This is a genomic window from Pseudomonas laurentiana (genome assembly GCF_014648275.1).
GTDB lineage: Bacteria > Pseudomonadota > Gammaproteobacteria > Pseudomonadales > Pseudomonadaceae > Aquipseudomonas > Aquipseudomonas laurentiana.
This window is the reverse complement of the sequence record NZ_BMQU01000016.1, coordinates 106,471-125,611: the sequence shown is the minus strand read 5'-3', so window position 1 is coordinate 125,611 and position 19,141 is coordinate 106,471. Positions and strand designations below refer to the sequence as shown.

The 19,141-nt window shown below is 61.1% G+C and carries 19 protein-coding genes; 11 read left to right on the top strand and 8 right to left on the bottom strand.

Going from position 1 to position 19,141, the window contains the following annotated elements:
* From kdpB to IE038_RS17260, 4 genes are read left to right on the top strand one after another with little or no spacing between them, the layout of a single operon-like run.
* Positions 1–2,055, top strand: a complete 2,055-nt coding sequence (gene kdpB, locus IE038_RS17275; RefSeq protein ID WP_163931575.1) for a potassium-transporting ATPase subunit KdpB — start codon at positions 1–3, stop codon at positions 2,053–2,055.
* A 15-nt stretch (positions 2,056–2,070) separates the two neighbouring features.
* A complete protein-coding gene (kdpC, locus tag IE038_RS17270) occupies positions 2,071–2,631 on the top strand; it encodes a potassium-transporting ATPase subunit KdpC (RefSeq protein WP_163931578.1) in 561 nt (186 codons plus the stop codon).
* 15 nt (positions 2,632–2,646) lie between these two features.
* Complete coding sequence (locus IE038_RS17265; RefSeq protein WP_189395989.1) at positions 2,647–5,301, top strand: DUF4118 domain-containing protein; 2,655 nt, start codon at positions 2,647–2,649, stop codon at positions 5,299–5,301.
* Positions 5,298–5,996: a response regulator gene (locus tag IE038_RS17260; protein WP_163931581.1), complete on the top strand. Its 699-nt coding sequence runs from the start codon at positions 5,298–5,300 to the stop codon at positions 5,994–5,996. Before IE038_RS17265 ends, IE038_RS17260 begins: the two co-directional genes overlap by 4 nt.
* Positions 5,997–6,026: 30 nt before the next feature.
* On the opposite strand, the gene IE038_RS17255 is transcribed toward IE038_RS17260, so the two are convergent.
* On the bottom strand, positions 6,027–7,064 hold the full coding sequence (locus IE038_RS17255; RefSeq protein ID WP_163931584.1) for a patatin-like phospholipase family protein: 1,038 nt from the start codon (positions 7,062–7,064) through the stop codon (positions 6,027–6,029).
* Positions 7,065–7,226: 162 nt separating this feature from the next.
* Here IE038_RS17255 and IE038_RS17250 point away from each other — a divergent pair, with 162 nt between their 5' ends.
* Together IE038_RS17250 and IE038_RS17245 are read left to right on the top strand one after the other, a co-directional pair.
* Positions 7,227–7,505, top strand: coding sequence for a hypothetical protein (locus tag IE038_RS17250; protein ID WP_163931588.1), 279 nt, complete (start codon positions 7,227–7,229; stop codon positions 7,503–7,505).
* Between the two features lie 17 nt (positions 7,506–7,522).
* Entirely contained in the window at positions 7,523–8,290 is a 768-nt protein-coding gene (locus tag IE038_RS17245; RefSeq protein ID WP_163931591.1) for a CHAD domain-containing protein, read from the top strand.
* 38 nt (positions 8,291–8,328) lie between these two features.
* On the opposite strand, the gene IE038_RS17240 is transcribed toward IE038_RS17245, so the two are convergent.
* The 3 genes from IE038_RS17240 to IE038_RS17230 all read right to left on the bottom strand — a co-directional run bounded on the left by IE038_RS17240 (position 8,329) and on the right by IE038_RS17230 (position 11,149).
* Positions 8,329–8,691 (bottom strand): Mpo1-like protein, encoded by a 363-nt coding sequence (locus tag IE038_RS17240; protein ID WP_163931594.1) that lies wholly within the window; start codon positions 8,689–8,691, stop codon positions 8,329–8,331.
* Positions 8,692–8,777: 86 nt separating this feature from the next.
* Positions 8,778–10,256 carry a methyl-accepting chemotaxis protein gene (locus IE038_RS17235; protein ID WP_163931595.1) on the bottom strand — a complete coding sequence of 493 codons (1,479 nt, stop codon included), beginning with the start codon at positions 10,254–10,256 and terminating at the stop codon, positions 8,778–8,780.
* Positions 10,257–10,342: 86 nt separating this feature from the next.
* A complete protein-coding gene (locus tag IE038_RS17230) occupies positions 10,343–11,149 on the bottom strand; it encodes a TatD family hydrolase (RefSeq protein WP_163931598.1) in 807 nt (268 codons plus the stop codon).
* Between the two features lie 308 nt (positions 11,150–11,457).
* On the opposite strand from IE038_RS17230, the gene IE038_RS17225 reads away from it, so the two are divergent.
* Together IE038_RS17225 and IE038_RS17220 are read left to right on the top strand one after the other, a co-directional pair.
* Positions 11,458–11,889, top strand: a complete 432-nt coding sequence (locus IE038_RS17225; RefSeq protein WP_163931602.1) for a DoxX family protein — start codon at positions 11,458–11,460, stop codon at positions 11,887–11,889.
* Between the two features lie 241 nt (positions 11,890–12,130).
* Positions 12,131–12,439, top strand: coding sequence for a hypothetical protein (locus tag IE038_RS17220; protein WP_163931606.1), 309 nt, complete (start codon positions 12,131–12,133; stop codon positions 12,437–12,439).
* A 44-nt stretch (positions 12,440–12,483) separates the two neighbouring features.
* Here the strand turns inward: IE038_RS17220 and greB are convergent, their stop codons facing one another.
* The 3 genes from greB to IE038_RS17205 form a co-directional block, all read right to left on the bottom strand.
* Positions 12,484–12,981 (bottom strand): transcription elongation factor GreB, encoded by a 498-nt coding sequence (gene greB, locus IE038_RS17215; protein WP_163931609.1) that lies wholly within the window; start codon positions 12,979–12,981, stop codon positions 12,484–12,486.
* A gap of 69 nt (positions 12,982–13,050) precedes the next feature.
* Complete coding sequence (locus tag IE038_RS17210) at positions 13,051–15,558, bottom strand: ABC transporter permease (RefSeq protein ID WP_189395988.1); 2,508 nt, start codon at positions 15,556–15,558, stop codon at positions 13,051–13,053.
* Positions 15,558–16,241: an ABC transporter ATP-binding protein gene (locus IE038_RS17205; RefSeq protein ID WP_163931612.1), complete on the bottom strand. Its 684-nt coding sequence runs from the start codon at positions 16,239–16,241 to the stop codon at positions 15,558–15,560. The genes IE038_RS17210 and IE038_RS17205 overlap by 1 nt, the downstream gene beginning before the upstream one ends.
* A 10-nt stretch (positions 16,242–16,251) precedes the next feature.
* Here IE038_RS17205 and IE038_RS17200 point away from each other — a divergent pair, with 10 nt between their 5' ends.
* The 3 genes from IE038_RS17200 to IE038_RS17190 all read left to right on the top strand — a co-directional run bounded on the left by IE038_RS17200 (position 16,252) and on the right by IE038_RS17190 (position 18,282).
* Positions 16,252–16,857, top strand: coding sequence for an arylesterase (locus tag IE038_RS17200; protein WP_163931615.1), 606 nt, complete (start codon positions 16,252–16,254; stop codon positions 16,855–16,857).
* 56 nt (positions 16,858–16,913) lie between these two features.
* Positions 16,914–17,195, top strand: coding sequence for a hypothetical protein (locus IE038_RS17195; RefSeq protein WP_163931618.1), 282 nt, complete (start codon positions 16,914–16,916; stop codon positions 17,193–17,195).
* A 115-nt stretch (positions 17,196–17,310) separates the two neighbouring features.
* Complete coding sequence (locus tag IE038_RS17190) at positions 17,311–18,282, top strand: L,D-transpeptidase family protein (protein WP_163931622.1); 972 nt, start codon at positions 17,311–17,313, stop codon at positions 18,280–18,282.
* 123 nt (positions 18,283–18,405) lie between these two features.
* Here the strand turns inward: IE038_RS17190 and oprI are convergent, their stop codons facing one another.
* Positions 18,406–18,657 carry an outer membrane lipoprotei OprI gene (gene oprI, locus IE038_RS17185; RefSeq protein WP_037058464.1) on the bottom strand — a complete coding sequence of 84 codons (252 nt, stop codon included), beginning with the start codon at positions 18,655–18,657 and terminating at the stop codon, positions 18,406–18,408.
* Positions 18,658–19,141: the final 484 nt, after the last annotated feature.

Below are 19,141 nucleotides of genomic sequence, written 5' to 3'. Positions count from 1 at the left end.
ATGAACATGCCGATTCCTGATGTGAATGCGGTGCCGGCCGAACAGGCCCGGACGACTTTCGCTGCGCTGTGGCGGCCAGCCTTGGTGCAAGCGTTCGTCAAACTTGATCCGCGCCAGTTGAAACGTGCGCCGGTGATGCTGGTGGTCGAGTTGACGGCTGTTTTTACCACCGTACTCTGCCTGTTGCCTGACAGCGCCGTGCCCACAAGTGTGGCGCTGCAAATCGCCCTGTGGCTCTGGTTTACCGTGCTTTTCGCCAACTTTGCCGAAGCATTGGCTGAAGGCCGGGGCAAAGCCCGCGCCGACAGCCTCAAGGCAGGTAGCCAGGGCCTCAGTTGCCGTCGTCGTAACGCCACCGGCAACTATGACGTGGTGCCGGCCACGGCGCTGCGCAAAGGTGATGTGGTCAAGGTGCTGGCCGGTGAGATGATCCCCGGTGACGGCGAGGTGCTTGAAGGCATCGCAGCGGTCAACGAAGCGGCTATTACCGGTGAGTCTGCACCGGTGATTCGTGAGTCGGGCGGTGATCGCTCGGCGGTCACCGGCAACACCCGGCTGGTCTCTGACTGGCTGTTGATCAAGATCACCAGCAACCCTGGTGAGTCGACCCTGGACCGGATGATTGCCCTGGTCGAAGGTGCCAAACGGCAGAAAACACCCAACGAGATCGCCCTGGACATCCTGTTGATCGGCTTGACCCTGATCTTCCTGGTGGTCGTGGTTACCTTGCAGCCGTTCGCCTATTTTGCCGGCGGTGCGATTCCGCTGGTGTTCCTGGTGGCACTGTTGGTGACCCTGATTCCGACCACCATTGGCGGTTTGCTTTCGGCCATTGGTATCGCCGGCATGGATCGCCTGGTGCGGTTGAACGTCATTGCCCGGTCGGGGCGCGCAGTCGAGGCTGCCGGTGATGTGCATGTATTGATGCTCGACAAGACCGGCACTATCACCTTTGGCAACCGTCGTTGCAGTGCTTTGCATGCCGCGCCTGGGGTTAGTGCCCGCGAACTGGGTGAGGGTGCCTTGTTCGCTTCGCTGGCCGATGACACGGCGGAAGGCAAGTCGATTGTCGAGTACTTGCGTCAGTTGCACGACTTCAGCGAACCGCAGGCCAGTGCGTTGACGGTCGTGCCATTCACCGCCGAGACACGTCTGTCGGGCATTGATTACCAGCAACGCCGCTACCGCAAGGGGGCTGTGGACTCGGTGCTGGCTTTCGTCGGTATGCAGCGCCTGGACATGCCGACCGCCTTGACCAAGGAAGTCGACAGGATTGCCCAGAGTGGCGGTACGCCGCTGTTGGTTTGCATGGACAAGCGCTTGCTTGGCGTCATTCACCTCAAGGACGTGGTAAAGCCGGGTATTCGGGAACGTTTCGCCGAGTTGCGTCAGTTGGGTATCCGCACGGTGATGGTGACGGGCGACAACCCTCTGACCGCCGCTGCCATCGCTGCTGAAGCTGGGGTGGATGATGTGTTGGCTGAGGCCACCCCAGAGAAGAAGCTGGCGCGCATTCGCCAGGAGCAGAACGACGGGCGCTTGGTCGCGATGTGTGGTGATGGTGCCAACGACGCCCCGGCACTGGCCCAGGCGGATGTCGGCATGGCCATGAATGACGGTACCCAGGCCGCACGCGAAGCCGCCAACATGGTCGACCTGGACAGTGACCCGACCAAGCTGCTGGATGTGGTGCAGGTGGGCAAGGAGCTGTTGGTCACCCGTGGGGCCCTGACAACCTTCTCCATCGCCAACGATGTGGCCAAGTACTTTGCCATTCTTCCGGCCCTGTTTGCTGTCATCTACCCGCAACTGGGGGTACTGAACCTCATGCAACTGGCCAGTCCGCAGAGTGCGATCCTGTCGGCGATTGTGTTTAACGCCTTGATCATTGTCGTGCTGATTCCGCTGGCTCTGCGAGGGGTGCGGGTAAAAGCGGCCAGTGCCGCCCACTTGCTGCGTCGCAATCTACTGATCTATGGGGTGGGTGGGTTGGTCGTACCGTTTGCCGGGATCAAGTTGATCGATCTGCTGCTCAATGCGCTGCACCTGGTCTGAACCGAGGAGTTGAAGATGACTACGCTAGTACGTCCGGCCTTGAGCCTGATGCTGTTGATGACCCTGATCACCGGTGCGGTGTACCCATTGGTGGTTACCGGCGTTGCGCAGGTGGTTTTTCCCGAACAGGCCAATGGCAGCTTGCTGCGCGACGACCAGGGGCAGGTGCGCGGCTCGCTGCAAATTGCCCAGGCATTCCAAGGTGATGCCTGGTTCCAGTCGCGACCTTCGGCGGCTGACTACGCCACGGTGGCCAGCGGTGCGAGCAACCTGGCCCCGAGCAACCCGGCGCTGGCCAGTCGCGTAGATGCGTCGGCGGCAATTTTGTTCACCGCCGAGCAGGGGCCGGTTCCCCTGGCATTGTTGACCACCTCCGGCAGCGGCCTGGACCCGCACCTGCCACCTGCGGCAGTGGCTTATCAGGTGCCTAAGGTGGCGGCGGCGCGGCAGGTTCCGGTGCAGGCCTTGCAAGGTCTGGTCGAGCAGTTCACCCTGCAGCCGCTGGTTGGCCCGCCGGTGGTCAATATCCTGGCCCTCAATCGGGCACTGGATCAAATGGCACCTGTGCTGAAATAAGGAAAAGCCGAGACCATGAATCATTCCGAACGCGCCGATGCGTTGTTGGCCGAGCTGCCGCGCGAGGGCCGCGGCCGACTGAAGGTGTTCCTGGGGGCGGCACCTGGCGTGGGCAAGACCTATGCGATGTTGCAAGCCGCTCACGCCCAGTTGCGGCATGGGGTCAAGGTGCTGGCGGCGGTGGTCGAAACCCATGGTCGAGCCGAGACCGAAGCGTTGCTCGGCGGTTTGCCACAGCAGCCGCGGGTGCGTTCGGAATACCGTGGTGTGATGCTCGAGGAAATGGACCTGGACGGTCTGCTCAAGGCCGCTCCCCAACTGGTGCTGGTGGATGAGCTGGCCCACAGTAATGCACCGGGCAGTCGTCATACCAAGCGCTGGCAGGACGTGCAGGAATTGCTGGCGGCGGGCATCGACGTCTACACCACGGTCAACGTCCAGCATCTGGAAAGCTTGAATGATCACATTCGCGGCATCACAGGTGTTCAGGTGCGCGAGACGCTGCCGGACTGGGTGCTGCAGGAGGCCTTTGAACTGGTGCTGATCGACCTGCCGCCCCGTGAGCTGCTGGAGCGGCTGCGCGATGGCAAGGTGTACGTGCCCGAGCAGGCCCGCGCTGCGATTGATGCCTTCTTTACTCAAACCAACCTCACCGCGTTGCGCGAGTTGGCCATGCAGACAGCCGCCGCCCAGGTCGATGCCGATCTGGCGCACGGTTACCGCAAATTGGGGCGAGACGCGCCGACGTTGCGCGGACGGTTGTTGGTTGGCGTCGATGGTGATGCGCAGGCCGAACGGCTGGTGCGCCATGCCAGTCGTGTAGCACAGCGTCGTCACTTGCCCTGGAGCCTGGTGCATGTCGATAACGGTCGGTTGCGTGATGAAACAGCCCGTCAACGCCTGCAGGCTGCCCAGCAGTTGGCTGAGCGCTTGGGCGGTGAGGTGGTGGTGTTGCGTGCTGGTGAAGTGGCGAAAACCCTGATCCAGCATGCGGCCGAGCGCCGTGCCAACCTGGTGCTGGTCGGGCAGTCGCGGGATCGGCTGCGCCGTCGTCTGTTTGGTGCTGGGGTCGCCGCTCGGCTGTTACGCGAAGCGCATGGCCTGGAAATCAACGTGCTCAACCGGGATGCCCAGCCTGAACCTGTGCGCGTGCCTCTGGAAGGGGAGTGGGTCTGGCGCCATTACGTGCTGGCGCTGCTAGCCACGGTGTTGGCGAGCGGCCTGGCCTGGGCGGTTGCCAGTGTATTGGCGTTGCCGAACATCTCGCTGGTGTTTCTTGCCGCTGTGCTGCTGGTTGCGGTACGCAGTAGCCTGGGGCCAGCGCTGGCCTGCGCCGTGCTGTCGTTTCTTAGCTATGACTTCTTGTTCATTCCTCCAACGTTTTCCTTGAGCATCCAGCGTGAAGAAGATGTCCTGACTTCATTGTTCTTCCTGTTGATGGCGGCCTTGACCGGTAACCTGGCTGCCCGCCAGCGTCGGCAGCTACAAGCACTGCGTGAAACCCAGGAGCAGACCAATCAGTTGCTCGACCTGTCGCGCAAGCTGACGGCGGCGACGGACCGTCAGGCGGTGTTCACTGCCGCCGGCCAGTACCTGGACAGCCCGCATGATTTGCAGGTGTGCCTGCTCGAACGCGATGCCGAAGGTGCACTGCGGGTGGCCAGTGGTGGGGCATTGCAGTTCAGCGACAATGAGCGTGCCGCCGCCGATTGGGCTTGGCAGCACGACCAGGCTGCGGGGCTTGGCAGCGACACCCTGCCCAATGGGCGATGGTGGTGGTGGCCATTGTCTGCCGAGGAGGGACCTCTGGCCTTGCTCGGTGTTCGTCCCCGTGAAGGGCATGTGCTGACGCCGCAGCGCCAGCGCATGCTCAAGGCCTTGAGTCAGCCACTGGCTCAGGCCCTGGCGCGCGCCCGGCTGGCCGATGAATTGGAGGCTGCGCGGTTGCATGGTGAGACCGAGCAATTGCGCAGTGCCTTGCTGGCCTCGGTCTCCCATGATTTGCGTACTCCGCTCACCGCCATGCGGGGCAGCATCGACAGCCTGCTGGCACTGGGCGAGGCCATTCCTCTTGAGGACCGTCGTGAGTTGCTTGAAGGTACTCGGGACGAGGCCGAGCGCCTTGACCGCTATATCCAGAACCTGCTGGACATGACCCGGCTCGGCCACGGAGGGCTGACGCTGGCCCGCGACTGGGTGGCACCGGCAGATATCGTCGGCAGCGCGTTGAACCGCCTGCGAGTGGTACTGGCGCCGTTTCAACTGCACGCTGACGTTCCGGCAGACCTGCCCTTGCTGTACGTTCATGCGGCGCTGATTGAACAGGCCCTGATCAACGTACTGGAAAACGCTGCACGCTTTTCGCCGCCTCAAGGGCGACTCGACCTGTGTGTCACCATCGAAGAAAAGATGCTGTGTTTCGCGGTCAGCGACCAAGGCCCGGGCATTCCACCGAACGAGCGTGAACGGATCTTCGACATGTTCTACACCGCTGCCCGAGGAGACCGAGGCGGGCAGGGTACAGGTCTTGGCCTGGCGATTTGCCAGGGCATGATCGGCGCCCATGGCGGACATATACGGGTTGCCGAGGGCATTGATGGCCAGGGCACCTGTATCACACTATGCTTGCCGCTCCCGGCCCAACCTGAACTGGACAGCGACACGCCATGAGCCAGACCGCGACCTTGCTGGTCATTGACGACGAACCACAGATTCGTAAATTTCTGCGCATCAGCCTCAGCTCCCAAGGCTACAAGGTACTGGAGGCTGCGACGGGCAGCGAAGGGCTGAGCCAGGCGGCGTTGGCCCGCCCGGACCTGGTGGTACTTGACCTCGGCTTGCCGGACATGGACGGGCAACACGTGCTGCGCGAGTTACGCGAATGGAGCCAGGTGCCGGTGCTGGTCTTGTCAGTGCGGGCCAGTGAAGTGCAGAAGGTCGAGGCGCTGGATGGTGGTGCCAATGACTATGTCACCAAACCCTTTGGTATCCAGGAGTTCCTGGCGCGGGTTCGGGCGCTGTTGCGTCAGGCGCCACAGGCGGTCGCGCAGGAATCTGCACCCTGCTTCGGGCCGCTGACCGTTGATCTTGCGTTTCGCCGGGTAACCCTCGACGGTGTTGAAGTGGCGTTGACGCGTAAGGAGTACGCCTTGTTGGCGCAGTTGGCCAGCCATCCGGGGCGGGTGATTACCCAGCAGCAACTGCTCAAGGACATCTGGGGGCCGACCCATGTCGATGACAGTCACTACTTGCGGATCGTTGTTGCCCACGTACGGCAGAAGCTGGGTGATGATCCCACCTCGCCGCGGTTTATCGTCACAGAACCCGGCGTGGGGTATCGATTGATCGGTCCCGACGCGATTTGAACGCCAGGGTTTTGTAGCCGCCAGCCTCGCTTAGCGCCGCTCTCCTTCATAGTTGTCCAGGGTATCGCTGGCTATCTGCCGTCCCAGCGCAATCAGCTCAGGTGCCTTGTAGAACTCAAAGAAGCGACACACCCGTTTCGGCACGTTGATCAGTACATCCGGCGGGTAGCCGGCGATTTTGTATTGTGCCAGCGACGTCTGCATCACCTCGAAACTCTGGTTGATCAGGTCCAGCAGCGACGCTGGGCCAACGTTGTCGATGATGAATGAGCCGCTGGCCGATTTTGGCGCTCCGTCGATTTCCGGTGCCGCTGCCGGCTGCTGGGCTTCGGGGTCGGCGGCTTCGCTGAGCCAGGGGTTAGGGGCCGGTGTGACCGGGCTGATTTCCTGGTCCAGTTGTATCAGGTGCTCGGCCTGTTTGCGCCGAAATGGAAGGTGCGAACCGAGCGAGCTGATCAGGCTGTCAAAGCGCATTCTGAAGGCTGGGGGGCGTTCGATGACCGGTAACTGGTAGTGTTTCTGGTTGGTTGCGTTAAGGTTGACCGCAATGATCAGGTCGCAATGGCTCGACACTACCGGGATGATCGGCAACGGATTGAGGATGCCGCCGTCGACCAGCATGCGGTTGCCTTGCACCACGGGCGTGAACAGGCTCGGAATTGCTGCGGAGGCACGCATCGCCTGATGCAGGCAGCCTTCCTGAAACCAGATTTCCTGTTGGTTGGTCAGGTCGGCGGCGACGGCGGTGTAGGGAATCCGCAGTTCTTCGATGTTGATCTCGCCGACGATCTTGCGGATTTGACCGAAGATCTTTTCGCCGCGAATCGCCCCGAGACGGAAGCTCACGTCCACCAGGCGCAGTACATCCAGGTAGTCCAGGCTTTCAATCCAGTTGCGGTACTGATCAAGTTTGCCCGCTGCGTAAATCCCGCCAACCACCGCGCCCATGGAGCAGCCAGCAATACAGGCGATATCGTAACCTCGACGTTCGATTTCCTCGATCACGCCAATATGCGCATAGCCTCGAGCACCACCCGACCCCAACACCAGTGCCACACGTTTGCTCATGATTGCTCCTGGGGCGGTATTCGTCCGTCAATGGTCTAACAATGCACCTAATCGTAGCTGTGCTTCAATCGATAGACACGCTGCGTTAGGCTGAGCGGGGCACTTTTGTTCAACCCTGCCGTCGAAGTTTCCCACTTGGTTTTTTTCTTTGAGGTGTTGCTGATGAAAGCATGGATTTCCCTGGCGCTGATTGCCTTGGCCCTGAGCGGTTGTGCCGGTAAGACGGCCTATCGCGACAGTTGCGCCACGCAGCTCGACGCGGCCTGGAAAGAGCTCGACCTGGCCAAGGCCGAAGGCTTCGCGGGTACCGTGAGCTACTCTAAGGCATTGTCACTGTTGACCGGCGCCAAGACCCAACAGCAGTTCGAGGCGTTCGATGGCTGCACCAGCAAAGCCGAGAGAGCCCGTTTCTACATCCGTGAATCCCGCGCTGGACGTTAACCTCTCAGGAGTTGGACATGGCGGCAATGCTCGATCATGTAATTGCCCAGATGCTGAGCCTGCAGGTTCGCTTGATGGCGTGTCAGGCGCGTCTTGAGGCCAATACGGACAGCGAGGCGTTGCATGACCTGCGCATCGGTGTGAGGCGTTTACGCAGCCTGCTGAGGCCCCTGCGTGGTTTGCCTGGGGTTGACCACCTGGAACATGCCGCAGGCAGGCTGGGTGAGCTGACAACCCCGTTGCGTGACCGCGAGGTACTGGCCGCCCAACTGTTGGAGCGTGGCCAGCATGCGGCTGCCCAGCGACGGCTGGACAAGGAGGGCGAGGCATTCGCGCAGGTAGCCGTTAGCGCGGAGCTGCAACGGCTGCAGGCGATCATTGATGCTTTTCCCGTGTTTCTGCGTGCGGCGCAGCGCCAGAAACTGACTCGCCGCCTGAGCCAGCGCATCGACAAGCGTCTGGGTACGCAGTGGAAGGGGTTGCACAAGGCACTCAAGGATCCTGCCCATGATCGCCATCGCCTGCGCTTGTTGGTCAAGCGGGTCCGCTATGGTGCCGAGGCCTATCCGCAACTGGAGCGTCTGACTGATCGGCTACAGCAGCAGCTCAAGTGCGTACAGGGCGATCTGGGCGACTGGCACGACCTGGTGCAGTGGTTGTTGCAGGCTGAGCAGCAACGCGACCTGATGCCCTGTGTCGGGCACTGGCAAAGCCAGTTGCGCGAGGCTGAGGCTCGCGCCGACCGGAGCCTGGCGCAATTGCAGGCAGACATTGAGCGTCGATAAACCGGTCAATTGGCATGGCCTGAGTTTTTCCCCCAAGGTCAGTGACGGTGCCGTTCGCGCCATGCGCGCCACCAGGCACCGCTGAGGACAAAGCGCGGGAAGGTAATGAATTGCTCCACCAGTACCCTATGCACAGCGTCCTTGCGATTACTGAAGGGTTCAGGTTGTTGTGCTTCCAGACGATGCCCCTGACGCTGCAGTGTGAGCGCGGCGAACAGGGCTAACACCCCCACGGCCATGACGCCCAGATCCAGATTGAACAGGCCAGTCAGCACCAGTAACGTGCCAAGGACGAACAACGGTACGGCAATCAAGTGCAGCGCCAGGTTGGTCGGGTGACGGTGGTGATGATGGTAATTTCGCCATTGCCAGGCGGGCAGGTTGGGCAGGCGTTTGCTCATCGCAAGGCTCCTCAGGCAGTTATCGACTCATACCTGAAGAATAGTTTGGCCCTCGAATGAGGGCCAATGGGGCCTGTCTATCGGGGTTACAACTTGAGCTGGCCGATGGCTTTGCTCAATTCGCCGGCCAGGGTTGCCAGTTCGCTGCTGGTGGTGGCCGAATCGACGGTCTGCTGTACGGTTTCCTCGGTGACGTCGCGGATACTCACCACGGCGCGGTTCATTTCTTCGGCCACCTGGCTTTGTTGTTCCGCTGCGACAGCGATCTGGGTATTGCTTTCACGCATCTGCGCCACGGCGCCGGTGATCTCGGCCAAGGCTTCGCCAGCTTCCTGCGCCTGCTTGACGCAATCGTCGGCCTTGTACGAGCTTTCCTGCATGAAGTCCACGGCATCACGGGTACCCGCTTGCAAGGCAGCGACCATGGTGGTGATCTCGTCGGTGGATGTCTGCACGCGTTTGGCCAGATTGCGCACCTCGTCGGCGACGACCGCGAAACCACGGCCCAGGTCACCCGCACGTGCGGCCTCGATGGCGGCGTTGAGGGCGAGCAGGTTGGTTTGCTCGGCGATGCTGTGGATCACGTTCACCACACCATTGATCTTCTGGCTGTCTTCGGCGAGCTGGTGGATCATTTCAGCGGTTTGCTGCACACCGCTGGACAATCCGGCAATCGAGGTCTGTACCCGGCTGACCACTTCCTGGCCGCTGCCGGCCAGGGCGTCAGCAGTCTGCGACAGGTCGCGGGTAGCGCCGGCATGCTGAGCAATGTGGTACACGGTGGCGGACATTTCGTTGATCGCCGTCGCGGCCTGGTCGGTTTCACTTTGTTGGCCAAGCATGCCGTGGCGTACCTCGCTCATGCTTGCGGCCAGGCGTGCCGCGCCGGAGTCAAGTTGCGCTGCCGTGCGAGCGACGGTGTTGACGACGCGGTGATAGGTGGTCTGCATGGCATTGAATGCCGAGGCCATCTGCCCGACTTCATCGCCGCAGGCCAGTGGTACCCGGGCCGACAGGTCACCGGTCTTCTCCACATGGAGCATCACGTCCTTGAGCGTGTTGAGCTGGCTGAGCAGGAACCGGATCAGCAGTTGCGAGGCGCAGAGCATGGCCAGCATCAGGATCAGTACGCACACGGCATAGTTGACGAATCGGTCGCTGAACACTTGAAACAGGCTCGGGGCCTGGGCCATCACTGCGATCTGCTGACCGTCGCGGCTGATGACCTGGGCGCCAACCAGCGGGTCGTCGCCCAGCACCGGAAAGCGGCTCAACGAGACCCAGCCTTGTGCCGTGCTCAAGGCGGGCAGGGCTTCGCCATTGAAGCTTGGGGTTTGCCCGGCACTGATGTTCAGGTATCGATGATCCTGAGGCAGCGGTTGGCCCGCAGGCCAGGCCGCCAGCAGACGTGCTTCCGTCTGCGCCTTGTTCTGGGCTTCTTCGGCCCGGGCTTGCTGCTCCAGGTGCACGGCATACAGCACCAGGAACAACGTTGTGACGAAGGCGACAGCGTTGACGGCCCAGAATTTGTATTTCAGGGAGATATTGCTAAGCCAGGCACCCATGGTAGGTCTTCTCTGATTGAGCGGAGTTATTTTTGGCAAGGTGCCATCATTTTGCCTTCGCTTTTACGGGTAAGTCTTGATATGCGTCAAGCAATCTCCGGCAGGCTGAAGAAGGCCCGGGCGCAGGCGGTGGTATGGCCTGCTACCTGTTCTGGGGTTTCGCCGCGATGACGCGCCACTTCATTGAGCACTTCAGGCAGAAAGGCCGGCTCGTTGCGGCCACTTTTAGGTTTGGGTCGCAGGCTGCGCGGTAGCAGGTAGGGGGCATCGCTTTCAAGCATCAGTCGGCCCCGAGGAATGCTGCTGACCAGTGGGTGAAGGTGTGTGCCGCGGCGCTCGTCGCAGATCCAGCCTGTGATCCCGATATGCAGGTCCAGATCGAGGTAACCGAACAGCGCGGTGCGTTCGCCTGTGAAGCAATGCACCACGGCGGCAGGTAGGCGATCACGAAAGCCCTTGAGGATCTGCAGCAGACGTTCGCTGGCATCGCGTTCATGGAGGAATACCGGCATCTGCAGTTCAGCCGCCAGGCTCAGGTGCTCCTCCAGGACTTTTTCCTGCTTAGGGCGAGGGGAAAAGTCGCGATTGAAGTCCAGTCCGCATTCACCCACCGCGCGCACACGTGGCTGCTCCAGGAGTGTTCGCAGTTGGCGAGCACTGTCCGTTGTCCAACTGCTGGCATCGTGGGGGTGGATGCCCGCAGTACTGAACAAGCGCAGGCCCGGTTCATCAAGTTGCAGGCACAGTTCCAGTGCCTGCTCGCTGCCTGCCAGGCTGGTACCCGTAACCAGCATCTGGCTTACACCGGCGGCCTCGGCACGCTCAAGCAAAGCGGCCTGTTGGCCAGCAAAGCTCGGGTTGGTCAGGTTAACGCCGATGTCGATGAGTTCCATGGTCCTACCTCGAAAGAGTGGCTTTTATGCCTGAAAATCCTTGGAAAATAACAATAAATGCAAGTTTTTCAACCTGTTTAACGGTGCTTTCCGCTCAAGTCCCGCAGGCACCGTACGTGAAGGTGCGAACAGATACGTTCTGGCGATCGATTGAAGGTGAGCGCCTGAAGTACCGATAGAAGCCTAGGGACGGTTCGGTCTATTTATCAATAAAATCGATTGTTATTGTAGGATTTTTGCGCTTTTAGCATTTATGGATTTGATTAATATGGCGACCAACTTCTCCTCACTTGCTAAAGGAATACCTAATGAAAGCGCTCAACTCCGTACTGATCAGCCGCGCTGGCTGGGGCCTTACACTGGTACGTGTGATGGTCGGGATCATCTTCATGGCCCATGGGGCGCAGAAGCTCTTTGGTCTGTTTGGCGGTGGTGGTCTGGCTGGTACAGCCCAGTTCATGGAAAGCCTGGGCCTTGCGCCTGGGTTGTTGATGGCGCTGATGTCCGGTGGTGCCGAGTTCTTCGGTGGGCTGGCGCTGGTGCTTGGCTTGCTGGCCCGTCCCGCAGCGCTGGCGCTGGTGGTGACCCTGATCGTTGCCATCTTCTCGGCCCATATCCACAACGGATTGTTCATGGCCAACAATGGCTACGAGTTCGCCTTGGCCTTGCTGGGTGGTTCGCTGGCAGTCCTGTTCGAGGGCGCGGGCAAGGCATCGGTGGACGGTCTGATCGCCAAGTAGCCCTTTCAGGCAAGCCTGCACCCCACAGAAAACGCATAAGGCCTGCATCGCAGGCCTTTTGTTTCTGAGTGTGTTGACAGCCCGCCCGCCGCTTCTCTAGGATGCTGACTTGCGCCGATTTAAACAGCTACTTGCGGGGCGCAGGGCACTCCGAAACGAGTGACCGAATACCGCTAAAACGCTGGTTCGGTGACGCCTCCCACCGCAGCCCAGCGGGATCTGCGAGGCGGAGAATCACTCCATGAGTTGCCCACGTACCAGTGTTTGCCTAAGCCCCCTTCCTGCCAGCCAAGCGGCGCGTACGCCACGTATTCTGCTGGGCGGCCAGCATCAACCGACACTCCTGCGTTACCTCGATGGTTGGCCTCGCCGTAAAGGCCGTGCCACGGCCTTCCTGATCCAGTTTGCCGACAACAACGTTGCACTGGGTGGCTTCGGCAATGACCGTTTCGATTTGGCTGTGGTGCAGTCGCCCTCGGCAGAAGAGGCCGCAGAGGTCATTGGCCATCTGACCCGTATCGCTAGCCAAGGGCTGATCACCCGCGCGTGACCCGCCTCGTTGTGCGCCGTGACCTCAAGGGGCGGCGCAGGCATTCACGGGTAGTCGATTTCGACGATGTAGATGAGTTGCTCGCCGGTGGGTGCCTGCACCCGCACTTCGGCGTCCAGGGCCTTGCCGATCAGGGCGCGGGCCAGCGGTGAGTCGATGCTGATCAGGCCCAGTTTGAGGTCCAGTTCATCCGGGCCGACGATGCGGTAGCGCGACTGCTCGCCGTCCTCGTTCTCGATGGTGACCCAGGCACCGAAATAAACCTTGTTCGGGTCGCTGGGTCGCTCGTCGACAACCTTGAGGCTTTCCAGTCGTTTGGTCAGGAAGCGTACACGGCTGTCGATTTCACGCAGCATCTTCTTGCCGTAGGTGTATTCCGCGTTTTCCGAACGGTCGCCTTGAGCCGCCGCTTCGCTGACGGCCTGGGTGACTTGGGGGCGGCGCACATGCCAGAGTTCGTGTAGCTCAGCACGCATGCGCGCTTCGCCTTCCGGTGTGATCAAAGCGGTGCCGGCACTGCGCGGCGGGCGATAACGGCTCATGGGGCAGGGTGTCTCTTAGTGATTGCCTGATGTTCGTAGTGGTCTGTTTCAGTGAGCATCGCGAGTCTATCAGCCCTCGCGCAGCACGGTCAGTGGGCTGGCATTGAGCGCACGGCGCGTGCCGAATACCCCGGCGCCACCAATCAGCAACGCGCCCAGTAGCGGTAATACCAGCAGCCAGGGGTGCGGGCTCCATTTCAGGTCAAAGGCATAGTGATACAGCAGCAGGCTGATCAGTTCGGTGCCCAGCGCAGCGAGCAAGCCACTGGCCGCACCCAGCAAGCCAAACTCGATACGCCGGGTCTTGATCAATACGCTGCGACCGGCCCCCAATGCTCGCAGTAGCGCACCTTGGTGAATGCGTTCGTCGAGCGTTGCCTGCAGGCCGGCGAACAGCACGGTCAAGCCGGCAGCCAAGACAAACAGCAGGACATACTCCACCGCCAGTGTCACTTGCCCGAGGATACTGCGCAGTTGATTGAGCAAGGCGTCGACCTGGAGGATCGTCACCGCCGGGAAGGCGCGGGACAGGGCCACCAGTTGTTGGTCGTGACCAGGTGCCAGGTAGAAGCTGGTCAGGTAGGTGGTTGGCAGGTCCTGTAGGGTACCGGGCTGGAAGATCATGTAGAAGTTGGGTTGGAAACTGTCCCAGTTGACGGTGCGCAGGCTGCTGACCTGAGCCTCGCGCTCCATGCCACCAATGCTGAACGTCAAGTGGTCACCGAGTTTGAGCTTCAGGCTTGCGGCCAGGTCGGCTTCGACCGATACGCCGGGAAGCGCGTCTGCCGGGGGATTGGCCTGCCACCACTGACCGGCACTGAGGGTGTTGCCCTGAGGCAGATCGGCTGCCCAGGTCAGGCTCAGGTCACGCTGAATGGCGCGGTCGCCGGTAGAGTCCTTGCTGACGATTTGCTGTACTGCTTCGCCGTTGATGTGCGTAAGGCGACCGGGGATTACCGGGAACAGGGGGGCGGCCTGGGCGGAGAACTCGCTCAGACGGTGGGCAAAGTCGCCCTTGTCATCCGGCAGGATGTTCAAGGCAAAATAGTTGGGCGCATCCTTGGGCAGTTGGTTCTGCCAGGTGTCGAGCAGTTCGCCGCGTAGCAGGGCGATCAGTGCCATGGCCAGAAGGATCAGGCCAAAGGCCAGTGACTGACCCGCAGCGCCCAGCGGATGGCGCAGTAATTGACCGAGGCCCAGGCGCCACGCCAGGGGTGCGTTGGCCAGCAGGCGGCGCAGGCTGCGCAAGCCAAGCAGCAACAAACCGCCGAGCAGCAGGGCCGCGATCAGGCCGCCCCCTAGCAGTGCAAACGTCAGTAGCAGGTCCAGGCTTAACCGCCACATGATCAGGCCGAGGGCGAACAGTGCCGCGCCATAGACCAACCAACTGCTTGGCGGCACGGGCAGCAGGTCGCGGCGTAGCACGCGCAAAGGGGGAACCCGGCCCAATGCAGCCAAGGGAGGCAATGCGAAGCCCGCCAATGCCACCAGGCCGGTCGCTATGCCGGCCAGTGCCGGGGCAATACCGCCTGGCGGAATCTCGTCGGGCAACAAGCCTTTGAGCAGTTGGAACAGGCCAAACTGGGCCAGCCAGCCCAGCAATGCGCCACTGAAGGCTGCTATGCCGCCAAGTATTGCCAGTTGCAGGCTAAACAGCAGGAGTGCCTGGCGCCGCGAAAGGCCCAGGCAACGCAGCAGGGCGCTGGCATCGAAACGCCGGCTGGCGAAACGGCTGGCCGACAGGGCCACCGCCACGCCTGCCAGCAGTACGGCCACCAGGCTGGCCATGTTCAGGTAACGTTCGGCCTTGCCCAGGGCGCCGCCGATCTGGCGGTTGCCGTCACGTGAATTCAGCAGTTGCTGGTGGGCCGCGAGCGTCGGTTTGATCGCCTCCTGATAGGCGACCAGCGCCGCAGGTGCGCCACGCCACAGGTCGCGGTAGGTGACCCGACTGCCGGGTTGAACCACGCCCGTAGCGTCAAGGTCGGCCAGGTTGATCAGTACCCTGGGCGTCAGGCTGTAGAAGTTGCCGGCGCGGTCCGGCTCATAGGTCAGCACCCGGCTCATGCGCAGGGTCTTCATGCCGACGTCGATGCTGTCACCGACTTTAAGATTCAGTGCTGCCAGCAGGCGCGACTCGACCCAGGCTTCGCCCGGCGCCGGGCCTTTGCCGGGGGTCTCCGTGCCATAGGGCTCTGCCGCGCTGCGCAATTCACCGCGCAGTGGGTAGTTGTTGTCTGTCGCCTTGATACTGGAGAGCTGGATGCCGCTGTCGGTGGCGATGACACTGGAAAACTCTACGACACGCGCATGTTCGAGCCCCTGATCGATCCCGGTGTTGATTTGCGCGGTGTTCGCCGGTGAACTGCCTTGCAGTACCAGGTCGGCTCCAAGAAATTCGGTGGCGCGCAGCAGCATGGCGCCATTCAGGCGTGCGCCGAAGTAGCCGATGGCGGTGCTGGCGGTCACCGCGATGACCAAGGCAAAGAACAGCACGCGCAACTCGCCCGCACGTGCATCGCGCAGCAACTGACGTAATGCCAGGCTCAGCAGACGGAAAAACGACAGGTGTGCCATCAGGGCTCCAGGGGGGTGACCAGGCGACCCGCTTCCAGGTGGATCAGGCGACGGCAGCGCTTGGCCAGGCGTTCATCGTGGGTGACCAGTACCAACGTCGTGCCACGTTCCTGGTTCAGCTCAAACAACAGGTCGCTAATACGCTCGCCTGTGTGGCTGTCGAGGTTGCCGGTCGGTTCATCGGCAAACAGCACGGCAGGGTCTGCGGCAAAGGCGCGGGCGATGGCCACTCGCTGCTGTTCGCCACCGGAAAGCTGGCGTGGCAAATGGCTCAGGCGTTGGCCCAGGCCGACCCGCTCCAGCAGGCTGCGAGCGTGCTCGCGGGCGTCGGGGCGGTCGTCGAGTTCCAGCGGTAGCATGACGTTCTCCAGCGCACTCAGGCTGTCCAGCAATTGGAACGACTGGAAAACGAAGCCGACATGTTCGGCGCGTACCTGGGCACGACGGTCTTCGTCCAGGGAGCCAAGATCGTTCCCGGCCAGGGTGACGGTGCCGGCGCTGGGCAGGTCCAGGCCGGCGAGCAGGCCGAGCAGTGTCGACTTGCCGGAGCCCGAGGCACCCACGATGGCCAGGCTGTCGCCCTGTTTCAGGTCCAGCGACAGTTCATGCAGGATAGTCAGATCGCCTTCCGCGCTGGGAACCACTTTGCTAAGGTTCTGCGCAATGAGAATGCTGGGGCCCATGGAGAATCCGATGCGAGTGTGGTTATTGAGTGCCGGTCTGGCCTTGCTGTGCATGGCGCAGCTTGCCACGGCGGGTACCGTGTTGATCGTCGGGGATAGTATCAGCGCGGGTTTCGGCCTGGATACCCGTCAGGGGTGGGTGTCGTTGTTGCAGGCACGTCTGAAAACCGAGGGATTCGACAGCCAGGTGGTCAACGCGTCAATCAGTGGCGATACCAGTGCAGGAGGCCAGGCGCGCCTGCCTGCGCTGCTTGCAGAGCACAAGCCCGAGCTGGTGGTGCTGGAGTTGGGTGGCAACGATGGCCTGCGTGGGCAGTTGCCCGCGCAATTGCAACAAAATCTTGCTTCGATGATCGACCGTTCCCGTGCTGCGGGTGCCAAGGTGGTGTTGCTGGGCATGCGTCTGCCGCCCAACTACGGGGTGCGTTATACCGAAGCGTTTGCCAAGGTGTATGACAACCTGGCCAAGGACAAACAGGTGCCCTTGGTACCGTTTTTCCTGGAGGGCGTGGGTGGCGTGCCCGAGTTGATGCAGGCCGATGGGCTGCATCCGGCGCAGGGCGCGCAGCAGCGGCTGCTGGATAATGCCTGGCCGGTGATAAAACCGCTGTTATGACGCTTTTCTAGTGACCGGCTTTCGGCTAATGTTGCGCCCCCGATTTGGAGCCCTCAATGCCGCGTCCTGCCTGGTCCCTGTATGCCTATCAATTGATCGAGCCTGACGAACAGCTCGATCTGTTCGCCTGCCAGGAGATCCGCGTTCATCTGGTGGCTCGCCAACTTGAATTGGGGTGTTCGGCCGACCGTACCTTGTGCGGTACGTTGCTGCCCGCTCAGCCGCGATGGTCCGGGGTAGAGCGCTCGATCTACCGTGATCGTCGCCTGTGCTCGCTGTGTCGGGCGATTCTCGATGCCCAGCGGCGTGGAACGCGACCGGTTTGGCCGCAACTCTGACGGCGTTTGCCTGTCAGATGCCGACATAACCGTTCACCCCGATGTCTCCCGGTCAGGCGGGGGCGGGTGTACAATTGCTCCCTTGACTCTATTGAATTAGCGAAGGATTTTCCGGATGTTGTCGCGCTTTCCCGCCGTCACCCGTTGCCTGTCCATTGCCGCCGTGTTGGCGACAGGTTCCGCCACTGCCCTGGAGCTGCCTCTGCCGCCGCCCGGGGAAGACGTCGTTGGCCAGGTTCAGGTTATCAAGGCCAAGTACGAAGACACCTTCGCCGACATCGGCACGGCCAACGACCTGGGTTACCTGGAAATGGTCGCCGCCAACCCGGGTGTCGACCCCTGGTTGCCGGGCGTGGGCACCGAGATCGTGTTGCCGACCCGCTACGTTCTGCCGCCAGGCCCACGTGAGGGTATCGTGATCAACCTGGCGGAATACCGCATGTACTACTACCCGAAAGGGCAGAACGTGGTGCATACCTTCCCGCTGGGGATTGGTCGTGAAGGTTGGGGCTCACCTGTTGCCCAGACCAAGATCACCGCCAAGACGCCAAACCCGACCTGGACGCCACCGGCTTCGATTCGTGCCGAGCACGCGGCCGACGGTGATCCATTGCCAAGTGTTGTCCCGGCCGGTCCGGACAACCCGCTGGGGCCGTTCAAGTTCACCCTGGGTGTTCCGGGTTATCTGATTCATGGTTCCAACAAGAAGTTCGGGATTGGCATGCGCACCAGTCACGGTTGTTTCCGCATGCTCAACAACAACGTGATGGCCCTGTCGAAGATGGTGCCGGTTGGTACCCCGGTACGGATCATCAATGAGCCGTACAAGTTCGGCATGAGTGCCGGCAAGGTTTATCTTGAGGCTCACACGCCACTGGACGACAAGGGCAATCCATCGGTGGTCGACAAGCACACGGCGGTTATCAATGCCTTGCTCAAGCGTCAGGATCTGGCCAACAACCTGCGTATGAACTGGGATATGGTGCGTGATGTTGTCGCTGCCGAAGACGGCATGCCAGTGGAGATCGCTGTGCCTGGCGCAGCGTCCGCACCGATGGTCTCCAGCGTGCCGCTCGAGATCCAGTAATACGCCAAGGTGCTGCGAGGCCTGCCATTGTGCAGGCCTTTTTTATTGCGGTTCAACTTTAGTCCAGGCAATAAAAAAGCCGACCCACACGTGGGTCGGCTTCATAACAATCCCGAAAGATTATTATTTGCGGCTGGCTTTTTCCAGCATGCGCAGAGCGCGCTCGTTAGCTTCATCAGCAGTCTGTTGAGCTTTTTGAGCTGCAGCCAGAGCGTCGTCAGCTTTACGATAGGCTTCATCAGCACGAGCTTGTGCACGAGCTGCTGCGTCTTCGGTAGCAGTCAGACGAGCTTCGGTTTCTTTGGATACGCTGCTGCAACCGGTAGCCAGAACTGCGGCCAGAGCCAGAGCAGAGAATTTCAGAACGTTGTTCATCGTGTTCCCCTTCAAGGACTTTCTATTAAAGAGCCATCTCTCAACAAAGAGAAACTGGCCGGCGTACATACTACCCATTACTTGTAGTAAGTAAACTGACACAGCGCAAGAACTGGAAAAAAATTACGGTTCTGTCGAAACCGACACAGTCGCTGTATGAAAAGCATTCAGCGGCAGGCTCTTCGGGTTGCCGTCTCTACTTAAGGTGTTGTTTTTTGTTGAACTAAAGGTGACTTTAACGGTCATCCTTCGTCACAGCACTAGAACATCCGGTAACTGTCAGTGCCATTGACGTGTACGAGGCTGGCTTGCTGCTAGTGTGCGATTTTTACGATCAAGCGCCTTGAGCATCTGCACCCAGGGCGCCTACTATTTGTGACGTGCTCAGCTGCCAGAGAACGACCAGGCTCTTCTCCTTGTCCAACTGGGGCACGGGGTGGCGTAGAGGTTCCTTCGCCGGACAAACATCGGTAAGGTAGGGGTC

What these genes read in the sequence shown, in the direction of transcription:
- IE038_RS17220 (WP_163931606.1), top strand. Translation starts at nt 12,131, where the DNA reads ATGAGTTGCCCACGTACCAGTGTTTGCCTAAGCCCCCTTCCTGCCAGC.
- kdpB (WP_163931575.1), top strand. Translation starts at nt 1, where the DNA reads ATGAACATGCCGATTCCTGATGTGAATGCGGTGCCGGCCGAACAGGCC.
- IE038_RS17210 (WP_189395988.1), bottom strand. Translation starts at nt 15,558, where the DNA reads ATGGCACACCTGTCGTTTTTCCGTCTGCTGAGCCTGGCATTACGTCAG.
- IE038_RS17245 (WP_163931591.1), top strand. Translation starts at nt 7,523, where the DNA reads ATGGCGGCAATGCTCGATCATGTAATTGCCCAGATGCTGAGCCTGCAG.
- IE038_RS17200 (WP_163931615.1), top strand. Translation starts at nt 16,252, where the DNA reads ATGCGAGTGTGGTTATTGAGTGCCGGTCTGGCCTTGCTGTGCATGGCG.
- IE038_RS17225 (WP_163931602.1), top strand. Translation starts at nt 11,458, where the DNA reads ATGAAAGCGCTCAACTCCGTACTGATCAGCCGCGCTGGCTGGGGCCTT.
- IE038_RS17230 (WP_163931598.1), bottom strand. Translation starts at nt 11,149, where the DNA reads ATGGAACTCATCGACATCGGCGTTAACCTGACCAACCCGAGCTTTGCT.
- IE038_RS17255 (WP_163931584.1), bottom strand. Translation starts at nt 7,064, where the DNA reads ATGAGCAAACGTGTGGCACTGGTGTTGGGGTCGGGTGGTGCTCGAGGC.
- IE038_RS17250 (WP_163931588.1), top strand. Translation starts at nt 7,227, where the DNA reads ATGAAAGCATGGATTTCCCTGGCGCTGATTGCCTTGGCCCTGAGCGGT.
- IE038_RS17205 (WP_163931612.1), bottom strand. Translation starts at nt 16,241, where the DNA reads ATGGGCCCCAGCATTCTCATTGCGCAGAACCTTAGCAAAGTGGTTCCC.
- IE038_RS17265 (WP_189395989.1), top strand. Translation starts at nt 2,647, where the DNA reads ATGAATCATTCCGAACGCGCCGATGCGTTGTTGGCCGAGCTGCCGCGC.
- IE038_RS17240 (WP_163931594.1), bottom strand. Translation starts at nt 8,691, where the DNA reads ATGAGCAAACGCCTGCCCAACCTGCCCGCCTGGCAATGGCGAAATTAC.
- kdpC (WP_163931578.1), top strand. Translation starts at nt 2,071, where the DNA reads ATGACTACGCTAGTACGTCCGGCCTTGAGCCTGATGCTGTTGATGACC.
- IE038_RS17260 (WP_163931581.1), top strand. Translation starts at nt 5,298, where the DNA reads ATGAGCCAGACCGCGACCTTGCTGGTCATTGACGACGAACCACAGATT.
- greB (WP_163931609.1), bottom strand. Translation starts at nt 12,981, where the DNA reads ATGAGCCGTTATCGCCCGCCGCGCAGTGCCGGCACCGCTTTGATCACA.
- IE038_RS17235 (WP_163931595.1), bottom strand. Translation starts at nt 10,256, where the DNA reads ATGGGTGCCTGGCTTAGCAATATCTCCCTGAAATACAAATTCTGGGCC.
- oprI (WP_037058464.1), bottom strand. Translation starts at nt 18,657, where the DNA reads ATGAACAACGTTCTGAAATTCTCTGCTCTGGCTCTGGCCGCAGTTCTG.
- IE038_RS17195 (WP_163931618.1), top strand. Translation starts at nt 16,914, where the DNA reads ATGCCGCGTCCTGCCTGGTCCCTGTATGCCTATCAATTGATCGAGCCT.
- IE038_RS17190 (WP_163931622.1), top strand. Translation starts at nt 17,311, where the DNA reads ATGTTGTCGCGCTTTCCCGCCGTCACCCGTTGCCTGTCCATTGCCGCC.